Below are 13,786 nucleotides of genomic sequence, written 5' to 3'. Positions count from 1 at the left end.
GGTCGGGTGCCCTCAGACCTCGAGCAGCTCGGTCTCCTTGGCCTTGAGGATCTCGTCGACGGCCTCGACGTGCCTCCTGGTGAGCGCTTCCAGCTCCTTCTCCGCGCGGGTGCCCTCGTCCTCGCCGACCTCGCCGTCCTTGACGGCCCGGTCGATGGTGTCCTTGGCCTGCCGACGCAGGTGCCGGATGGTGACCTTGGCGTCCTCGCCCTTGCTGTGGGCGAGCTTGATGTACTCCTTGCGACGCTCCTCGGTCAGCTGCGGGATCACGATCCGGATCGCGTTGCCGTCGTTGCTGGGGTTGGCGCCCATGTCGGAGTCGCGCAGACCCTTCTCGATGGAGCTCATCGCGCCCTTGTCATAGGGCGTGATCAGCAGCGTGCGGGCGTCCTGGACCGTGAAGGAGGCCAGCTGCTGCAGCGGCGTCGGCGCCCCGTAGTAGTCCACGAGGATCTTGGCGAACATCCCCGGGTGGGCCCGGCCGGTGCGGATCGAGGACATGTCCTCGCGCGCCACCTCCAGCGCCTTCTCCATCTTTTCCTCGCCCTCCATGAGGGCCAACTCGATGACCTCGGACATCGCTGCTCGCTTCCTTCGTCGCGTCGTGCGTGCTAGGGCGGGCCTTTAGCCCGCGGTGACCAGTGTGCCGATCTTCTCACCCTTGATCGCCCGGGTGATGGCGTCCTCGCCGTCGATGCCGAAGACGAGCATGGGCAGGTCGTTGTCCATGCAGAGGCTGAACGCCGCGGCGTCGACCACCCGCAGGTTGCCCGCGAGGGCCTGCGAGAAGGTCAGCTGGTCGAGGCGGACCGCGGAGTCGTCGGTGCGCGGGTCTGCGGTGTAGACGCCGTCGACGCCGTGCTTGCTCATCAGGACCGTGTCGCACTTGATCTCCAGCGCGCGCTGGGCCGAGACGGTGTCGGTGGAGAAGTAGGGCATGCCCGCCCCGGCGCCGAAGATGACGACCCGGCCCTTCTCCAGGTGGCGGATGGCCTTGCGGGGGATGTAGGGCTCGGCGACCTGCCCCATCGTGATCGCGGTCTGGACGCGGGTGTCCACGCCCTCCTTCTCGAGGAAGTCCTGCAGGGCCAGGCAGTTCATGACGGTGCCCAGCATGCCCATGTAGTCGGCGCGGGCCCGCTCCATGCCGCGCTGCTGGAGCTCGGCGCCGCGGAAGAAGTTGCCGCCGCCCATGACGACGGCGACCTCGACGCCGCTGCGCTGACCGGCCGCGATCTGCTTGGCGAGGGTTCGCACGACCTCGGGGTCCAGCCCGACCTTGCCACCGCCGAAGGCCTCCCCCGAGAGCTTGAGCAGCACCCGCCGGGAGCTGTGCGGCTCCTCACGCGCGGCGGGCGAGGTCGGGGTGGGGACGGTCGCAGGGCCGGGCGTCGACATGCGGGAGCTACCTCCGGGTGGGTGCAAGGGCGGTCGTCCGATCCTGCCACACCCCGGGGCCTGGCCGGCACAGTAGGGCGCCCGGGGCATCATGGGCGGATGACCCAGGAGCGTGCGGCGACCGAGCTCGTGGCGGTCGTGACCGCGGTGACGGCGGACCGTCCGGTCGTCCTGACGGCCGGCGGTGGTCGACGCCTGCCGGCCGGGCCGCTGCACGACGAGCACCGTTCCATGCAGGCGGGCCTGAGCGCGTGGGTGGAGCAGCAGACCGGGCACCGGCTCGGCTACGTCGAGCAGCTCTACACCTTCGCCGACCCCGACCGGTCCCGCTCCGGCGGTCGCGTCGTCTCGGTCTCCTACCTCGGCCTGACCTTCCTGGTGGGCACCCCCGGGGCGGAGTGGCGCGACTGGTACTCCTACTTCCCCTGGGAGGACCACCGCCCCGGCGCCGACGGCCCGGGGCTGGTGGCCGACGTCCTCACCCCGCGCCTGCAGGAGTGGTCCGCGGCCGGCGCGGACCACGAGGAGCGTGCGCGGCGCGGCCTGCGGACCGCGGTGTGCCTCGGGCTCGGGGGAAGGGCCTGGTCCTCCGAGCTGGTCCTGCAGCGCTACGAGCTGTTGTACGAGGCGGGCCTGCTCCCGGAGGGCGGTGCGGACCCCGGGGAGGTCCCGGGCGTGCGCATGGACGGGGACCACCGGCGCATCCTGTCCACCGGCCTGGCCCGGCTGCGCGCCAAGATCCAGTACCACCCCGTCGTCTTCGAGCTGGTGCCCGACACCTTCACCCTGGGCCAGCTGCAGTCCGCCGTGGAAGCCCTGGCGGGACAGGCGCTGCACAAGCAGAACTTCCGACGGCTGGTGACCCAGCAGGACCTCGTCGAGCCGACGGGCGGCACCGACGGCCGGACCGGGGGCCGGCCGGCGCGGCTCTACCGCTTCCGCCGCGAGGTGCTCGACGAGCGGCAGGTGGTCGCCACCAAGCTGCCCCGGCCACGCTGAGGGCCCGCCGCAGCGCTGCTGCGACGGGCCCTCGGACCAGGTGACCAGGATGCGGTCAGACGCCGACCTTGAACCGGGCGAACCCGGTGACCTCGGCTCCGGCCTCCTTGGCGACCTGCGCCACGGTCTTCTTGGCGTCCTTGGCGAACGGCTGGTCGACCAGCACGTTCTCCTTGAAGAAGCCGTTGACGCGACCCTCGACGATCTTGGGCAGGGCCTGCTCGGGCTTGCCCTCCTCACGGGCGGTCTCCTCGGCGATGCGACGCTCGTTCTCCACGGTCTGGGCGTCGATGTCCTCGCGGGTGAGGACCGAGGGCGAGAACGCGGCGACGTGCATCGCGATGTCCCGGGCGACCTGCTCGTCGCCGCCGGTGGTGGCGACGAGGACGCCGATCTGCGCGGGCAGGTCGGGCATGGTCTTGTGCAGGTAGGACACGACCCGCTCACCGGTGAGGCGGGCCACGCGCCGGACCTCGATCTTCTCGCCGAGGGTGGCGTTGGCGTCGTCGAGGACGTCCTTGACCGTCGTGCCGTCGAGCTCGGAGGCCAGCAGCGCCTCGGCGTCGGCGGCCTCGACCGCCACGGCCTGAGCCAGGATCCGGTCGGCCAGCTCGCCGAACTTGGGGTTCTTGGCCACGAAGTCGGTCTCGCAGTTGATCTCGACCATCGTGCCGACGCCACCGTCGACCTGGGTGCGGACCAGGCCGTTGGAGGCCGAACGGCCCTCGCGCTTGGTCACGCCCTTCAGGCCCTTGACCCGCAGGATCTCGGTGGCCTTGCCCAGGTCGCCGTCGGCCTCGTCGAGGGCCTTCTTGACGTCCATCATCCCGGCGCCGGTGTTCTCGCGCAGGGTCTTGATGTCAGCGGCGGTGTAGTTCGCCATGTGTGCTGTCTCGCTCCTTCTGGAGGTAGGTGTGCGTCGCGGTGGTCAGGACTGCTGGGCGTCGGTGGCGGGAGCCTGCCCGGCCACCGCCTCCTGGGCCTCGGCCTGGGTCTCCTCGGCGGTCGCCTCGGGGGTCTCGGCGACCGGGGCCTCGGCAGTCTCGGCGACCGGAGCCTCGGCAGTCTCGGCGACCGGAGCCTCGGGGCTCGCGGCGGCCGGGGTCTCGACCGGGGCGTCGTCCTGCGCCGGGGCCTCTTCGGCCTCGGGCGCGGCGGCAGCGGCCGCCTCGGCACCGGCGAGCAGCTCGCGCTCCCACTCGGCCATCGGCTCGTTCTCGGCGGTCTCGCCGTCGGTGGAGCCGCCGCCGGAGCGGGACATCAGGCCGTCGGCCACGGCGTCGGCCACGACGCGGGTCAGCAACGTGACCGAGCGGATGGCGTCGTCGTTGCCGGGAATCTTGTAGTCGACCTCGTCCGGGTCGCAGTTGGTGTCGAGGATCGCCACGACCGGCAGGCCGAGCTTGCGCGCCTCGGTGACCGCCAGGTGCTCCTTCTTGGTGTCGACGATCCACACGGCCGAGGGCACCCTCTGCATGTCGCGGATGCCACCGAGCTCCTTCTGGAGCTTGACGAACTCACGACGCATCATGAGCAGCTCCTTCTTCGTGCGGCCACTGCCGGCCACGTCGTCGAAGTCGACCTCCTCGAGCTCCTTCATGCGCGCCAGGCGCTTGGAGACGGTCTGGAAGTTGGTGAGCATGCCGCCCAGCCAGCGGTGGTTGACGTAGGGCATCCCCACGCGGGTGGCCTGCTCGGCGATCGACTCCTGCGCCTGCTTCTTGGTGCCGACGAAGAGGATGGAGCCGCCGTGGGCGACGGTCTGCTTGACGAAGTCGTAGGCCTCGTTGAGGAAGGTCAGCGACTGCTGCAGGTCGATGATGTAGATGCCGTTGCGCTCGGTCATGATGAAGCGCTTCATCTTGGGGTTCCAGCGACGGGTCTGGTGCCCGAAGTGGACGCCGCTCTCGAGGAGCTGGCGCATGGTGACGACGGCCATGCCGTGGTCTCGCTTTCTGTTGCAGGTGCAGTTGGTTCCTGGCCCGGGGACGCCCCCCACCCGGCACCGGTGGTGACGGGACCGCGAGGGACGACGTCGAGCGTGCTCGACCATGCCCGGGCGCGAAATTCGTGCAGGTGCCTCGCCTCGGAGGTGCCGGGGCAGGACACACCGCACGTGCGCATCATCCTACGGCAGCCGGGCTCCCCGACCGAATCGCCGCAGCGGGCGGCTCGCTACGGTGGCGGGCATGACCTCACCGCTCGTCGCCCGCCTGCAGCCCTTCGGCACCACCGTCTTCGCAGAGATGACGCAGCGGGCCCTCCGCTTCGACGCCGTCAACCTCGGGCAGGGCTTCCCCGACACCGACGGTCCGGCCGCGATGGTCGAGATCGCGGCACGCGGCCTGCACGAGGGGCTCAACCAGTACGCCCCCGCACGCGGGCTCCCGGTGCTGCGGGAGGCGGTGGCCGAGCACCAGGAGCGCTTCTACGGCATACCCCTGGACCCGCAGACCCAGGTCCTGGTGACGGTGGGGGCGACCGAGGCGATCGCCGCCAGCCTGATCGCGCTGGTGGAGCCGGGCGACGAGGTGGTGATGGTCGAGCCCTACTACGACTCCTACGCGGCGTGCGTGGCGATGGCCGGCGGCGTGCTGCGCACCGTCCCGCTGCGCTTCCCCGACCTGGCGCTGGACGTCGCCGCGCTGCGCGCCGCGGTGAGCGACCGGACGCGCGTCCTGCTGCTCAACACGCCGCACAACCCGACGGGCAAGGTCTTCTCCCGCGCGGAGCTGGAGCAGGTCGCGCAGGTGGCCCGGGAGCACGACCTGGTGGTCGTCGCCGACGAGGTCTACGAGCATCTCGTCTTCGACGGGCTGCAGCACGTCCCGGTCGCGACGCTGCCCGGCATGGCCGAGCGGACGCTGACGATCTCCTCGGTGGGCAAGACCTTCTCCTTCACCGGCTGGAAGACCGGCTGGGTCACCGGGCCGGCGGAGCTCGTCGACGCGGTGGCGGCGGTCAAGCAGTTCCTCACCTTCGTGGGCGTGAGCCACGTGCAGCCCGCCACCGCCCACGGACTGCGCATGCCGGACGAGTTCTTCGCGGGTCTGGCGAGCGACCTGCAGGCCAGGAGGGACGTGCTGGTCGAGGCGCTCACCGACGTCGGGGTGCCGGTCTCGCCGTGCCAGGGCACCTACTTCGTGATCGCCGACTTCGCGCCGCACGGGGTCACCGACGCGGTGGACTTCTGCCGCCGGCTGCCCGAGGAGGTGGGCGTGGTCGGCGTCCCCGTCTCGGTCTTCGTGCAGGAGCCGGAGCCGGTCGCCTCCCTGGTGCGCTTCGCCTTCTGCAAGCGGGAGGAGGTGCTCCGGGAGGCGGCGCGCCGCCTCCACGGGCTCGCACGGGCGTGACAGCCTAAGCGGTATGCCGTCCGCTCCCCCCGTCACCACCTGGCGCCCGGCTCCTGTCGCGCGGGTGCGCTCCTGGCTGGGTGACTGGTTCGTGGTGGCCGCGTGGCTGGGCCTCCTCGCCCTCGTCGGTCTGCTGACGCGGCCGCTGCTCACCGGCGATGCCCCGGCGGCCCCTTCGGGACGACAGCTGCTCGTCGCCGACCTGCTGATCACGCTGGCCACCGTCGTGCCGTTCGTCGTCTACCTGTCCGTGACGGAGTCGTCGCGCCGACGGGCCACGCTGGGCAAGCGGTGGGCTGGACTGGTCGTGGTGGACGCATCCGGCGGGCGGGCAGGCACCGGGCAGGTCTGGCTGCGCAACATCGTCAAGGCGCTCCCCTGGGAGATCGCCCACCTGGGCGTGACCCGAGCCATCTTCGAGGTGCAGACGGCCGCCGCGATCACCCTCACCGTGCTGTCTCTCGTGCTCGCGGCCGCGTGCGCCGCGCCGGCGCTGATCGGCGGACGCGGGCTGCACGACCGGATGGCGGGGACCCGAGTGGAGAGGGCCTCGTGGAGCCCTGCGGGAGGGGCAGCCCCGTGAGCGCGGACACGGAGACGCTGGTCGCCTTCGAGCAGCACCTGCTGGTCGAGAAGGGCCGCTCGGCCAACACCGTGCGGGCCTACGTCGGCGACCTGCGCTCGCTGCTGTCCCACCTGGAGGCGCAGGGGGTCCAGGGGCTGAGCGACGTGCGGCTGGCCGAGCTGCGCAGCTGGCTCGCCTCGCAGGGCGACGCCGGGGTGACCCGGTCCACGGTCTCGAGGAGGGCCGCCGCCGCGCGCACCTTCTTCCGCTGGGCCGTGCGCACCGGCCGGCTCCCCCGGGACCCGTCCGTGCGGCTCGTCGCCCCCGGTCGGGACAAGCACCTGCCCGGCGTGCTGCGCCAGGGCCAGGCCGCCGAGCTGATGGACCTGGCGGCCGTGGCCACCGACGACGCCGACCCGGTGGCCGTGCGGGACCGGGCCGCGCTGGAGCTGCTCTACGCCTCGGGCATGCGCGTCGGGGAGCTGACGGGGCTGGACGTCGACGACGTCGACCTGTCCGTCGGCACCGCCCGGGTGCTCGGCAAGGGCGACAAGGAGCGCATCGTGCCCTTCGGCTCCCCGGCCGCGGACGCTCTCGCGACGTGGTTGCGCACCGCGCGCCCGCAGCTGGTCACTGCCGAGTCCGGCCCCGCGCTCTTCCTCGGCAGGCGGGGTCGCCGGGTCGACCAGCGGCAGGTGCGCTCGGCCCTGCAGCGGCTGCTGGAGCACCTGCCCGACGCGCCGCACCTGGGACCGCACGGGCTGCGGCACAGCGCGGCCACCCACCTCCTCGAGGGCGGGGCAGACCTGCGCACCGTGCAGGAGCTGCTGGGGCACAGCAGCCTGGCCACCACCCAGATCTACACGCACGTCTCGGTGGACCGGCTGAGGGCCGCCTACGAGCAGGCCCACCCCAGGGCCTGAGCGCGCCGCCCAGCCGGCACCGGGACAGAGACCACCACCGCGTCCTCCGGGCCCCGTGACCGGCTGCCGCCGGGTGCGATCGCCGGGCCGGAGCCACCCGCCGTGCTTCGCCCGGCGTGCACGATCGCGCGAACGCCCATGTCTGCCCAGGTAGGGGCCCATCGTGCACGCCGGGCGAAACAGCGACACCGAGGCCCACCCACTGACCTGACAGCACGCTGAAGGCCCCGACGGGCCGCGGGTCCCTCAGGCCCCGTGCTGACCCTCGACCAGCGCGGCGAGGCGGTCCAGCGATGCGGACAGCCGCTCCGCCGTGGTGGACCTCGCCCGTTCGAACCGTGACCGGTCGGTCAGCTGCGTCCAGTCGTACGTGTGCGTCACCCGGGTGGTCCCGTCCGGCGTCGGCTTAAGCTCCCACCGCCACAGGTGGCCGAAGGGCTGCGAGCCGACCTCCGAGGGGCGCCACGCGATCAACCGGCCCTCCTCGAACTCCACGACGTGGTTCTCCCGCAGCTTTCCGCTCTTCAGCTCGGTCACGAAGCTGTCGCCGACCGCCCTGACGCGGTGGCCCTCGGCGCTGGAGCCAAGGTTGTCGTTGCCGTCCCACTGGGGTTGCCGCGCCGGGTCGGCGATCAGCTCGAAGACCTGCTCCGCCGGCGCGGCCACCTCGCGGCTGGCCGACACGACGCGGGAACCGTGCTCGTCGTCCGTCATGAGGACATGGAACCACGCTCCCGGCTGTCCGTGGGTCGGCTGCGCCGTGGCACGGTCCGACCCGTGGTGCCGGGCGGGTCAGCGCCCCTCAGGCGGGACCGGCAGCAGCGAGAGCGTGACCGGGCGCAGCAGCGGCTCGGGGTCGACGTAGTGGTGGCGTCCCCGCCGGGCACCAAGGTGCAGGCAGTCCCGCAGGACGCAATGGCCTCCCTCGTCCAGCGCTCCCAGGCGGTCCCCGCGGCCGAGCCGGGTCCCGCGCGCCACGCGGTCGGTCACGGGCTGGTAGGTGCTCCGCAGGCCGCTGGCATGGTCGACCGAGACCACCCCGACGCCGGCCACGACTCCGCTGAAGGCCACCACCCCCGCGTCGACGGAGAGGACGGGCTCGCCCACGAGGCCGGCGAGGTCGATCCCCCGGTGTCCCGCCGACCAGCGCTCCTGCGGCGGGTCGAACCGGCGCACGACGGCGGGGTGGCCGGCGAGCGGCCAGCCCCACGCCGACGTCTCCGTGCGGTCCCCACCGCCGGCACCGAACCGCGACCTCGGTGCCGGATCCCGCACACCGAGCACCGTCGACAGCACGCTCCCGTCCACCGGCGCTCCCAGGCCCTCCACGACGTGCGCGACGCGGTCCTCCACGACCACCCGGGCGGACGACGCACGGTCCGGCGACAGCTCGGCGACCGCGGCACCGGGGGCCAGCAGCAGGGAGAGGAGCACCGGCCCGAGGACGGCGGACAGGAGGCGCCTGGCGACCTGACCTGCCGATCGTCGGCCCGACGGTAGCGTCCCCCGGGTCATCGTCGTCCACCCGCCCTCTTCCACCCGTCGAGCAGGTGGTCGGCCAGGCCGAGCTGCTCCAGCTCGGCGAGGGCGACGAGCACCTCGCCGAGGTCCAGGCCGGACCGGATCATCAGCTCGTCGACGCTCGTGGAGGCCCTGGGGCGCAGCCACTGCCACACCCGCCTCGTCTCCGGCTCGAGGGAGTCCTCGGGCCGGTCCTCGCCGCGCTTGACCGGCGCCATGTCCTCCCCGATGCGGCCGACGAGGTCGGCCACCTCCGCCGCGTCGGTGACCAGCGTGCTGCCGAGCCGGATCTCCTCGTGGCACCCCGACGACATCGCGCTCGTCACCGGCCCGGGGACGGCCATGACGTGCCGGCCGAGGTCACGCGCCTCCCTGGCGGTGCTGCGCGCGCCCGAGCGCAGGTTGGCCTCCACCACGACCGTGCCCGGGGTGAGTGCGGCGATGATCCGGTTGCGGGCCAGGAACCGCATCCTGGCCGGCGCTCCCCCGGGCGGCGTCTCGCTGACCACGGCCCCCGTACGGGCGATCGCCACCAGCAGGTCGGTGTTGGCGCGTGGGTAGGGGACGTCGATCCCGCCGGCGAGCACCGCCACGGTGAGCCCGTCCGCGCGGAGGGTCGCGCGGTGCGCCGCGGCGTCGATCCCGTACGCGGCACCGGAGACGGTGGTGAACCCCCGCTCGACTAGGCCGTAGGCCATCCGTGCGGTCACCTCGTCGCCGTAGGCCGTGCTGGCGCGCGAGCCCACCATCGCCACGCTGCGGACCGTCGCCTCCGGCACGCCGAGGGGCCCTCTGACCCAGAGGCACCACGGCGGGTGCTGCAGGTCGTCCAGCCCCGTGGGCCACTCCTCGTCGCCGGGCACCAGGACGCGGGCACCGAGCGAGCCGCAGATCTGCCGCTCGTCCACGTCCCGCGCCGTCGGCAGCCGGGAGCGGAGGCGGTCGAGCCGGTCACCCTCCGGCGTGCGGCCGTCTCGGATGGCGTAGCCGACGAGGTCGGCGACGCCGTGCGCGGCCACGAGCTCCTGGACCTTCTCGTCGTACGGTTCGGCGACCCGGGACAGCAGCAGCCGGGCCGCACGGTCGGTCAGCGGTCGCAGCAGCTCGGTCATGCCGCCTTCACCCCCTGGGCCTCGCGCATCATCAGGGCGTGCGCGACGTGCGGGTAGCGCGGGGCGTCGACGCCCTCGAGGTCCGCGAGCGTCCACGCCACGCGCAGGCACCGGTCGAGCCCGCGCAGGGTGATCAGACCCAGGTCGAGCGACTCGTCCAGCGGCCGCCGGTCCCGGTCGGGCAGCCGCCACCTGCCCTCCCGCAGAGCGGCCCCCGGGACGTCGGAGTTCAGCGACCAAGGATGGTCGGCCCAGCGCCGCGCCTGACGCTCGCGGGCCCCACGCACCCGTTCGGCGACACGCGCCGACGGCTCGCCGGGGCCGGCCCGAAGGTCGGCCCGGGCGACCGCGCTGACCGCCACCTTGATGTCGACGCGGTCCAGCAGCGGCCCGGAGAGCCGGGAGAGGTAGCGCTGCCGGTGAAGCGGCGCGCACGAGCACCCGCCGGATCCCCCGCAGGGGCACGGGTTGGCGGCGAGCACCAGCTGGAAGCGGGCCGGGAGACGCACGTGCCGGTCGGCGCGGGCGATCACGACCTCGCCGGACTCCAGGGGCTGACGCAGGCCGTCCAGCACGTCCCGACGGAACTCCGGCGCCTCGTCCAGGAAGAGCACGCCCCGATGAGCGCGGGACACGGCGCCCGGGCGCACCACCCCGCTGCCGCCGCCGATCACCGAGGCCATCGAGGCTCCGTGGTGCGGGGCGACGAAGGGCGCGTGCCGCAGCAGCACGCCGCCCGAGGGCAGCAGTCCCAGCACCGAGTGGACCGCGGTCACGGCGAGCGCGTCCTCCTGCCCCAGCGGCGGCAGGATCCCGGGGAGACGCTGCGCGAGCATCGTCTTGCCCGCCCCGGGCGGCCCCACCAGCATGAGGTTGTGCCCGCCCGCTGCGGCCAGCTCGAGGGCCGAGCGCGCCACCGCCTGCCCGACGACGTCGGCGAGGTCCGGGGCCGGCGGCGGGTCGACCGGTGGGGCGACCGGACGGGGCAGCACGGGGTCCGTCCCCGCGGCGCGGGCCTCGTAGAACTCGCGAACCTGCGCGAGCGTGTGCACCGGCAGCACCCGGACCCCTGCCACGAGCGCGGCCTCCGGGGCGGACACCGGGCAGACCATCACCTCGCGCACCCCGTCCGCGGCGGCGGCGGCCACCATCGGCAGGGTCCCGGCGACGGGGCGGATGGTGCCGTCCAGCCCGACCTCCCCGAGGTGGGCGACCTGGTCGATCTGCCCTCCGTCCAGATGTCCGTCGGCGGCGAGCAGGGCCGTTGCGACCGCCAGGTCCAGGCCGCTGCCCGTCTTGGGCAGACCTGCGGGCGAGAGGTTGACCGTCCAGCGTCCCGCGGTCAGCGTGATGCCCAGGTTGCGGATGGCGGGACGCACCCGGTCGGTGGCCTGCCGGCAGGCGCTGTCGGCCAGACCGCTCATCACGAAGACCGGGACGCCGCCGCTGCACTGGGCCTCGACGGTGACCACGCGCCCTTCGACCCCGGACAGCGTGAGCCCGCGCGTGCGTCCAAAACCCATCAGGCCACCGCCTCGAGGTGGTCGACCCGCGGCTCCTGCCCGGGCAGCCAGAGCACGCCCACCAGGTCGATGCGGAACCGCGGGGCGCGCACCCCGCGCTCCTGCAGCCAGGCCCACGCCAGGGTCCGCAGCCGCCTGGCCTTGTCGCGGCCGACCGCCTCCACGGGCAGCCCGCACCGGTCGGACCGGCGCGTCTTGACCTCGCAGAAGACGAGCAGCCCGTCCGGGTCGCGCAGCACCAGGTCGATCTCCCCGAGCCGGCACCGCCAGTTGCGCTCGACCACCACCCAGCCCAGCGCCTCCAGGTGCGCCAGGGCGAGGTCCTCGCCCCGGTCGCCCACGTCGCGCGCCCGGCGCCACGGCATACCCCCAGCAACCATGTCCCCTCCTCCTCGTCGTCCTCGGATCGCCCCAGCCAACGACGCGGGAGGGCCCCGGACAAGACACCGGCCCCGCGCTGTGGACAGCGGAGGCCGGGCGAGCAGGATGTGGACGACGGCGGGCGGCGCGCTACCCGCCGAAGGGGCCGTCCTTGGGGATCTCGAGGTCGCTCTTGGCCAGCTCCTCGACGTTGACGTCCTTGAAGGTGATGACACGCGCCTTCTTCACGAACCGGGCCGGACGGTAGACGTCCCACACCCACGCGTCGCTCATCGTCACCTCGAACCACGTCTCCCCGCCGCCGGTGCGCACCTGCACATCCACCTCGTTGGCCAGGTAGAACCGCCGCTCGGTCTCCACGACGTGCGAGAAGAGCCCGACGACGTCGCGATACTCGCGGTACAGCGCGAGCTCCATGTCGGTCTCGTACCTCTCCAGGTCCTCGGCGCTCACGGCACGCTCCCTTCCTCGACGGTGCCCGCCAGCCGCCAGCTCCTCCGGTGGTAGGAGGTCGGCCCGTGCACCCGGAGGGCCTCCTGGTGCTCCGGCGCTGCGTAGCCCTTGTTGTGCTCCCAACCGTAGGCCGGATGCTCCGGCGAGCGCGCCACCACCATCGCGTCGCGCTCGACCTTGGCCAGGACGGAGGCCGCCGCGACCGAGGAGCACCGCAGGTCGGCCTTGATCATCGTGCGCACCGGCGGGCCGGGCGCAGGGCCGTCCAGCAGCCCCAGCAGGCCCACCCGCGCCGGGTCGGTGAGCCAGTCGTGGTTGCCGTCCAGCAGGACCAGGTCCGGGACGAGGTCCAGCTGCGCCAGCGCCCGCTCCCCCGCGAGCCGCAGCGCGGCCATGATGCCCAGCTCGTCGATCTCCGCCGGGGAGGCGTGCCCGACCGCGTGGGCCAGGCTCCACCGCCGGATCCGCGGGACCAGCGACTCCCGCGCCGCCGGGCTCAGCAGCTTGCTGTCGCGCACCCCCGCCGGCGCGGACCGGCACGTCGCGTCGATCGCGCACACCCCGACCGAGACCGGACCCGCGAGCGCCCCGCGGCCGACCTCGTCCATCCCGACGAGCACGGCATACCCCTCGCGCTGGAGCGTCCGCTCCACGCGCAGGCTGGGCCGGCCCGGGCCCTGGCGGAGGGTCGTCGTGCGGGTGACGCGCACGGTCACGTCGACCCCGCGGCAGGGACGTCGTCGAAAGTCTGCGGGATGGAGAACCAGGTGATCCGGTCCAGCGGGAAGAGCAGCACGAACGCCTGGCCGACGACGTGGTCGCGCGGCACCGAGCCGGTCGCGCCGGTCCCGTCGTCGTGCATCCGCGAGTCGCTGGAGTTGGAGCGGTGGTCACCCATCACCCAGATGCTGTCGTCGGGCACGGTGATGTCGAACGGGATGTCGCTCGGGTCGTCGCCCGGGTAGAGGTAGGGCTCGTCGAGCGGCTCGCCGTTGACCGTCAGCCGCCCCTCCTCGTCGCAGCAGGCGACATGGTCGCCGCCGACACCGATGACCCGCTTGATCAGGTGGTTGCCGTGAGCGACCGGCACGACACCGACGAACTCCAGCACGTCGAGGACGGCGCCCACCACCGGGCCGCGGTCCTTCTGCGGCATCGGTCCGAGCCAGCTGCCCGGGTCCTCGAAGACGGCGATGTCGCCGCGCTCGACCTTCATCGGCCCGGCCTGGATCTTGCTCACCATCACCCGGTCGCCGTAGACGAGCGTGTCCTCCATGGACCCCGACGGGATCCAGAAGGCCTGCGCGACGAAGGACTTGATGACGAAGGAGATGACCAGCGCGGTCACGGTGATCATCGCGATCTCGCGCAGTGCGGGCCACAGCCGACCGCGCCGGCGCCCGTCGTCCCCGCGGCCCTGCCGTTGGTGCTGCCCGTCCTGCTCCTCGGGGAGCACCTCGTCCCTGCTCGGGTCGCTCACGTGCCGTCCTGTCCTCTCGTCCGCAGACCCACCGACCCTAGCGCCGGGGGCTGGGAGAAACGACGATCCCCCGCCGGA

General features: G+C 73.2%; 16 protein-coding genes. 4 read left to right on the top strand and 12 right to left on the bottom strand.

Features of this window, described 5'->3' with window-relative positions; translation table 11 throughout:
* Nucleotides 1-12: 12 nt before the first annotated feature.
* Nucleotides 13-579 (bottom strand): ribosome recycling factor, encoded by a 567-nt coding sequence (frr, locus tag DV701_RS00720; RefSeq protein WP_114926667.1) that lies wholly within the window; start codon nucleotides 577-579, stop codon nucleotides 13-15.
* Nucleotides 580-624: 45 nt separating this feature from the next.
* Nucleotides 625-1,398, bottom strand: a complete 774-nt coding sequence (pyrH, locus tag DV701_RS00715) for a UMP kinase (RefSeq protein WP_114926666.1) — start codon at nucleotides 1,396-1,398, stop codon at nucleotides 625-627.
* 99 nt (nucleotides 1,399-1,497) lie between these two features.
* Between pyrH and DV701_RS00710 the strand changes: the two genes are divergently transcribed.
* Nucleotides 1,498-2,397 carry an NUDIX hydrolase gene (locus tag DV701_RS00710; RefSeq protein ID WP_114926665.1) on the top strand — a complete coding sequence of 300 codons (900 nt, stop codon included), beginning with the start codon at nucleotides 1,498-1,500 and terminating at the stop codon, nucleotides 2,395-2,397.
* A 55-nt stretch (nucleotides 2,398-2,452) separates the two neighbouring features.
* On the opposite strand, the gene tsf is transcribed toward DV701_RS00710, so the two are convergent.
* On the bottom strand, nucleotides 2,453-3,280 hold the full coding sequence (gene tsf / locus DV701_RS00705) for a translation elongation factor Ts (RefSeq protein WP_114926664.1): 828 nt from the start codon (nucleotides 3,278-3,280) through the stop codon (nucleotides 2,453-2,455).
* A gap of 45 nt (nucleotides 3,281-3,325) precedes the next feature.
* Nucleotides 3,326-4,336, bottom strand: coding sequence for a 30S ribosomal protein S2 (rpsB, locus tag DV701_RS00700; protein ID WP_114926663.1), 1,011 nt, complete (start codon nucleotides 4,334-4,336; stop codon nucleotides 3,326-3,328).
* A gap of 250 nt (nucleotides 4,337-4,586) precedes the next feature.
* On the opposite strand from rpsB, the gene DV701_RS00695 reads away from it, so the two are divergent.
* Genes DV701_RS00695 through DV701_RS00685 form a run of 3 tightly spaced genes read left to right on the top strand, consistent with a single transcriptional unit; the run spans nucleotide 4,587 to nucleotide 7,238 of the window.
* Nucleotides 4,587-5,750 (top strand): pyridoxal phosphate-dependent aminotransferase, encoded by a 1,164-nt coding sequence (locus tag DV701_RS00695; protein ID WP_114926662.1) that lies wholly within the window; start codon nucleotides 4,587-4,589, stop codon nucleotides 5,748-5,750.
* A 13-nt stretch (nucleotides 5,751-5,763) separates the two neighbouring features.
* Nucleotides 5,764-6,333 carry an RDD family protein gene (locus DV701_RS00690; protein ID WP_114926661.1) on the top strand — a complete coding sequence of 190 codons (570 nt, stop codon included), beginning with the start codon at nucleotides 5,764-5,766 and terminating at the stop codon, nucleotides 6,331-6,333.
* Nucleotides 6,330-7,238, top strand: coding sequence for a tyrosine recombinase XerC (locus tag DV701_RS00685; protein WP_114926660.1), 909 nt, complete (start codon nucleotides 6,330-6,332; stop codon nucleotides 7,236-7,238). Before DV701_RS00690 ends, DV701_RS00685 begins: the two co-directional genes overlap by 4 nt.
* Before the next feature lie 246 nt (nucleotides 7,239-7,484).
* Here the strand turns inward: DV701_RS00685 and DV701_RS00680 are convergent, their stop codons facing one another.
* From DV701_RS00680 to lepB, 8 genes are all read right to left on the bottom strand, one after another.
* Entirely contained in the window at nucleotides 7,485-7,952 is a 468-nt protein-coding gene (locus tag DV701_RS00680) for an SRPBCC family protein (protein WP_114926659.1), read from the bottom strand.
* Nucleotides 7,953-8,030: 78 nt separating this feature from the next.
* Entirely contained in the window at nucleotides 8,031-8,672 is a 642-nt protein-coding gene (locus DV701_RS00675; RefSeq protein WP_162802742.1) for a M23 family metallopeptidase, read from the bottom strand.
* Between the two features lie 77 nt (nucleotides 8,673-8,749).
* Nucleotides 8,750-9,871, bottom strand: a complete 1,122-nt coding sequence (gene dprA, locus DV701_RS00670; protein WP_114926657.1) for a DNA-processing protein DprA — start codon at nucleotides 9,869-9,871, stop codon at nucleotides 8,750-8,752.
* On the bottom strand, nucleotides 9,868-11,394 hold the full coding sequence (locus DV701_RS00665) for a YifB family Mg chelatase-like AAA ATPase (protein ID WP_114926656.1): 1,527 nt from the start codon (nucleotides 11,392-11,394) through the stop codon (nucleotides 9,868-9,870). Before DV701_RS00665 ends, dprA begins: the two co-directional genes overlap by 4 nt.
* Nucleotides 11,394-11,774, bottom strand: a complete 381-nt coding sequence (locus DV701_RS00660) for a YraN family protein (RefSeq protein ID WP_114926655.1) — start codon at nucleotides 11,772-11,774, stop codon at nucleotides 11,394-11,396. Before DV701_RS00660 ends, DV701_RS00665 begins: the two co-directional genes overlap by 1 nt.
* Nucleotides 11,775-11,904: 130 nt before the next feature.
* Nucleotides 11,905-12,228, bottom strand: coding sequence for a DUF2469 domain-containing protein (locus tag DV701_RS00655; protein ID WP_114926654.1), 324 nt, complete (start codon nucleotides 12,226-12,228; stop codon nucleotides 11,905-11,907).
* Complete coding sequence (locus DV701_RS00650) at nucleotides 12,225-12,938, bottom strand: ribonuclease HII (protein WP_267874141.1); 714 nt, start codon at nucleotides 12,936-12,938, stop codon at nucleotides 12,225-12,227. Before DV701_RS00650 ends, DV701_RS00655 begins: the two co-directional genes overlap by 4 nt.
* 2 nt (nucleotides 12,939-12,940) lie before the next feature.
* On the bottom strand, nucleotides 12,941-13,708 hold the full coding sequence (gene lepB, locus DV701_RS00645) for a signal peptidase I (protein ID WP_228255134.1): 768 nt from the start codon (nucleotides 13,706-13,708) through the stop codon (nucleotides 12,941-12,943).
* Between the last annotated feature and the right edge of the window lie 78 nt (nucleotides 13,709-13,786).

Source organism: Ornithinimicrobium avium, assembly GCF_003351765.1.
GTDB lineage: Bacteria > Actinomycetota > Actinomycetes > Actinomycetales > Dermatophilaceae > Ornithinicoccus > Ornithinicoccus avius.
The sequence above is the reverse complement of the archived record's forward strand: the minus strand, read 5'-3'. Positions and strand labels throughout refer to the sequence as shown.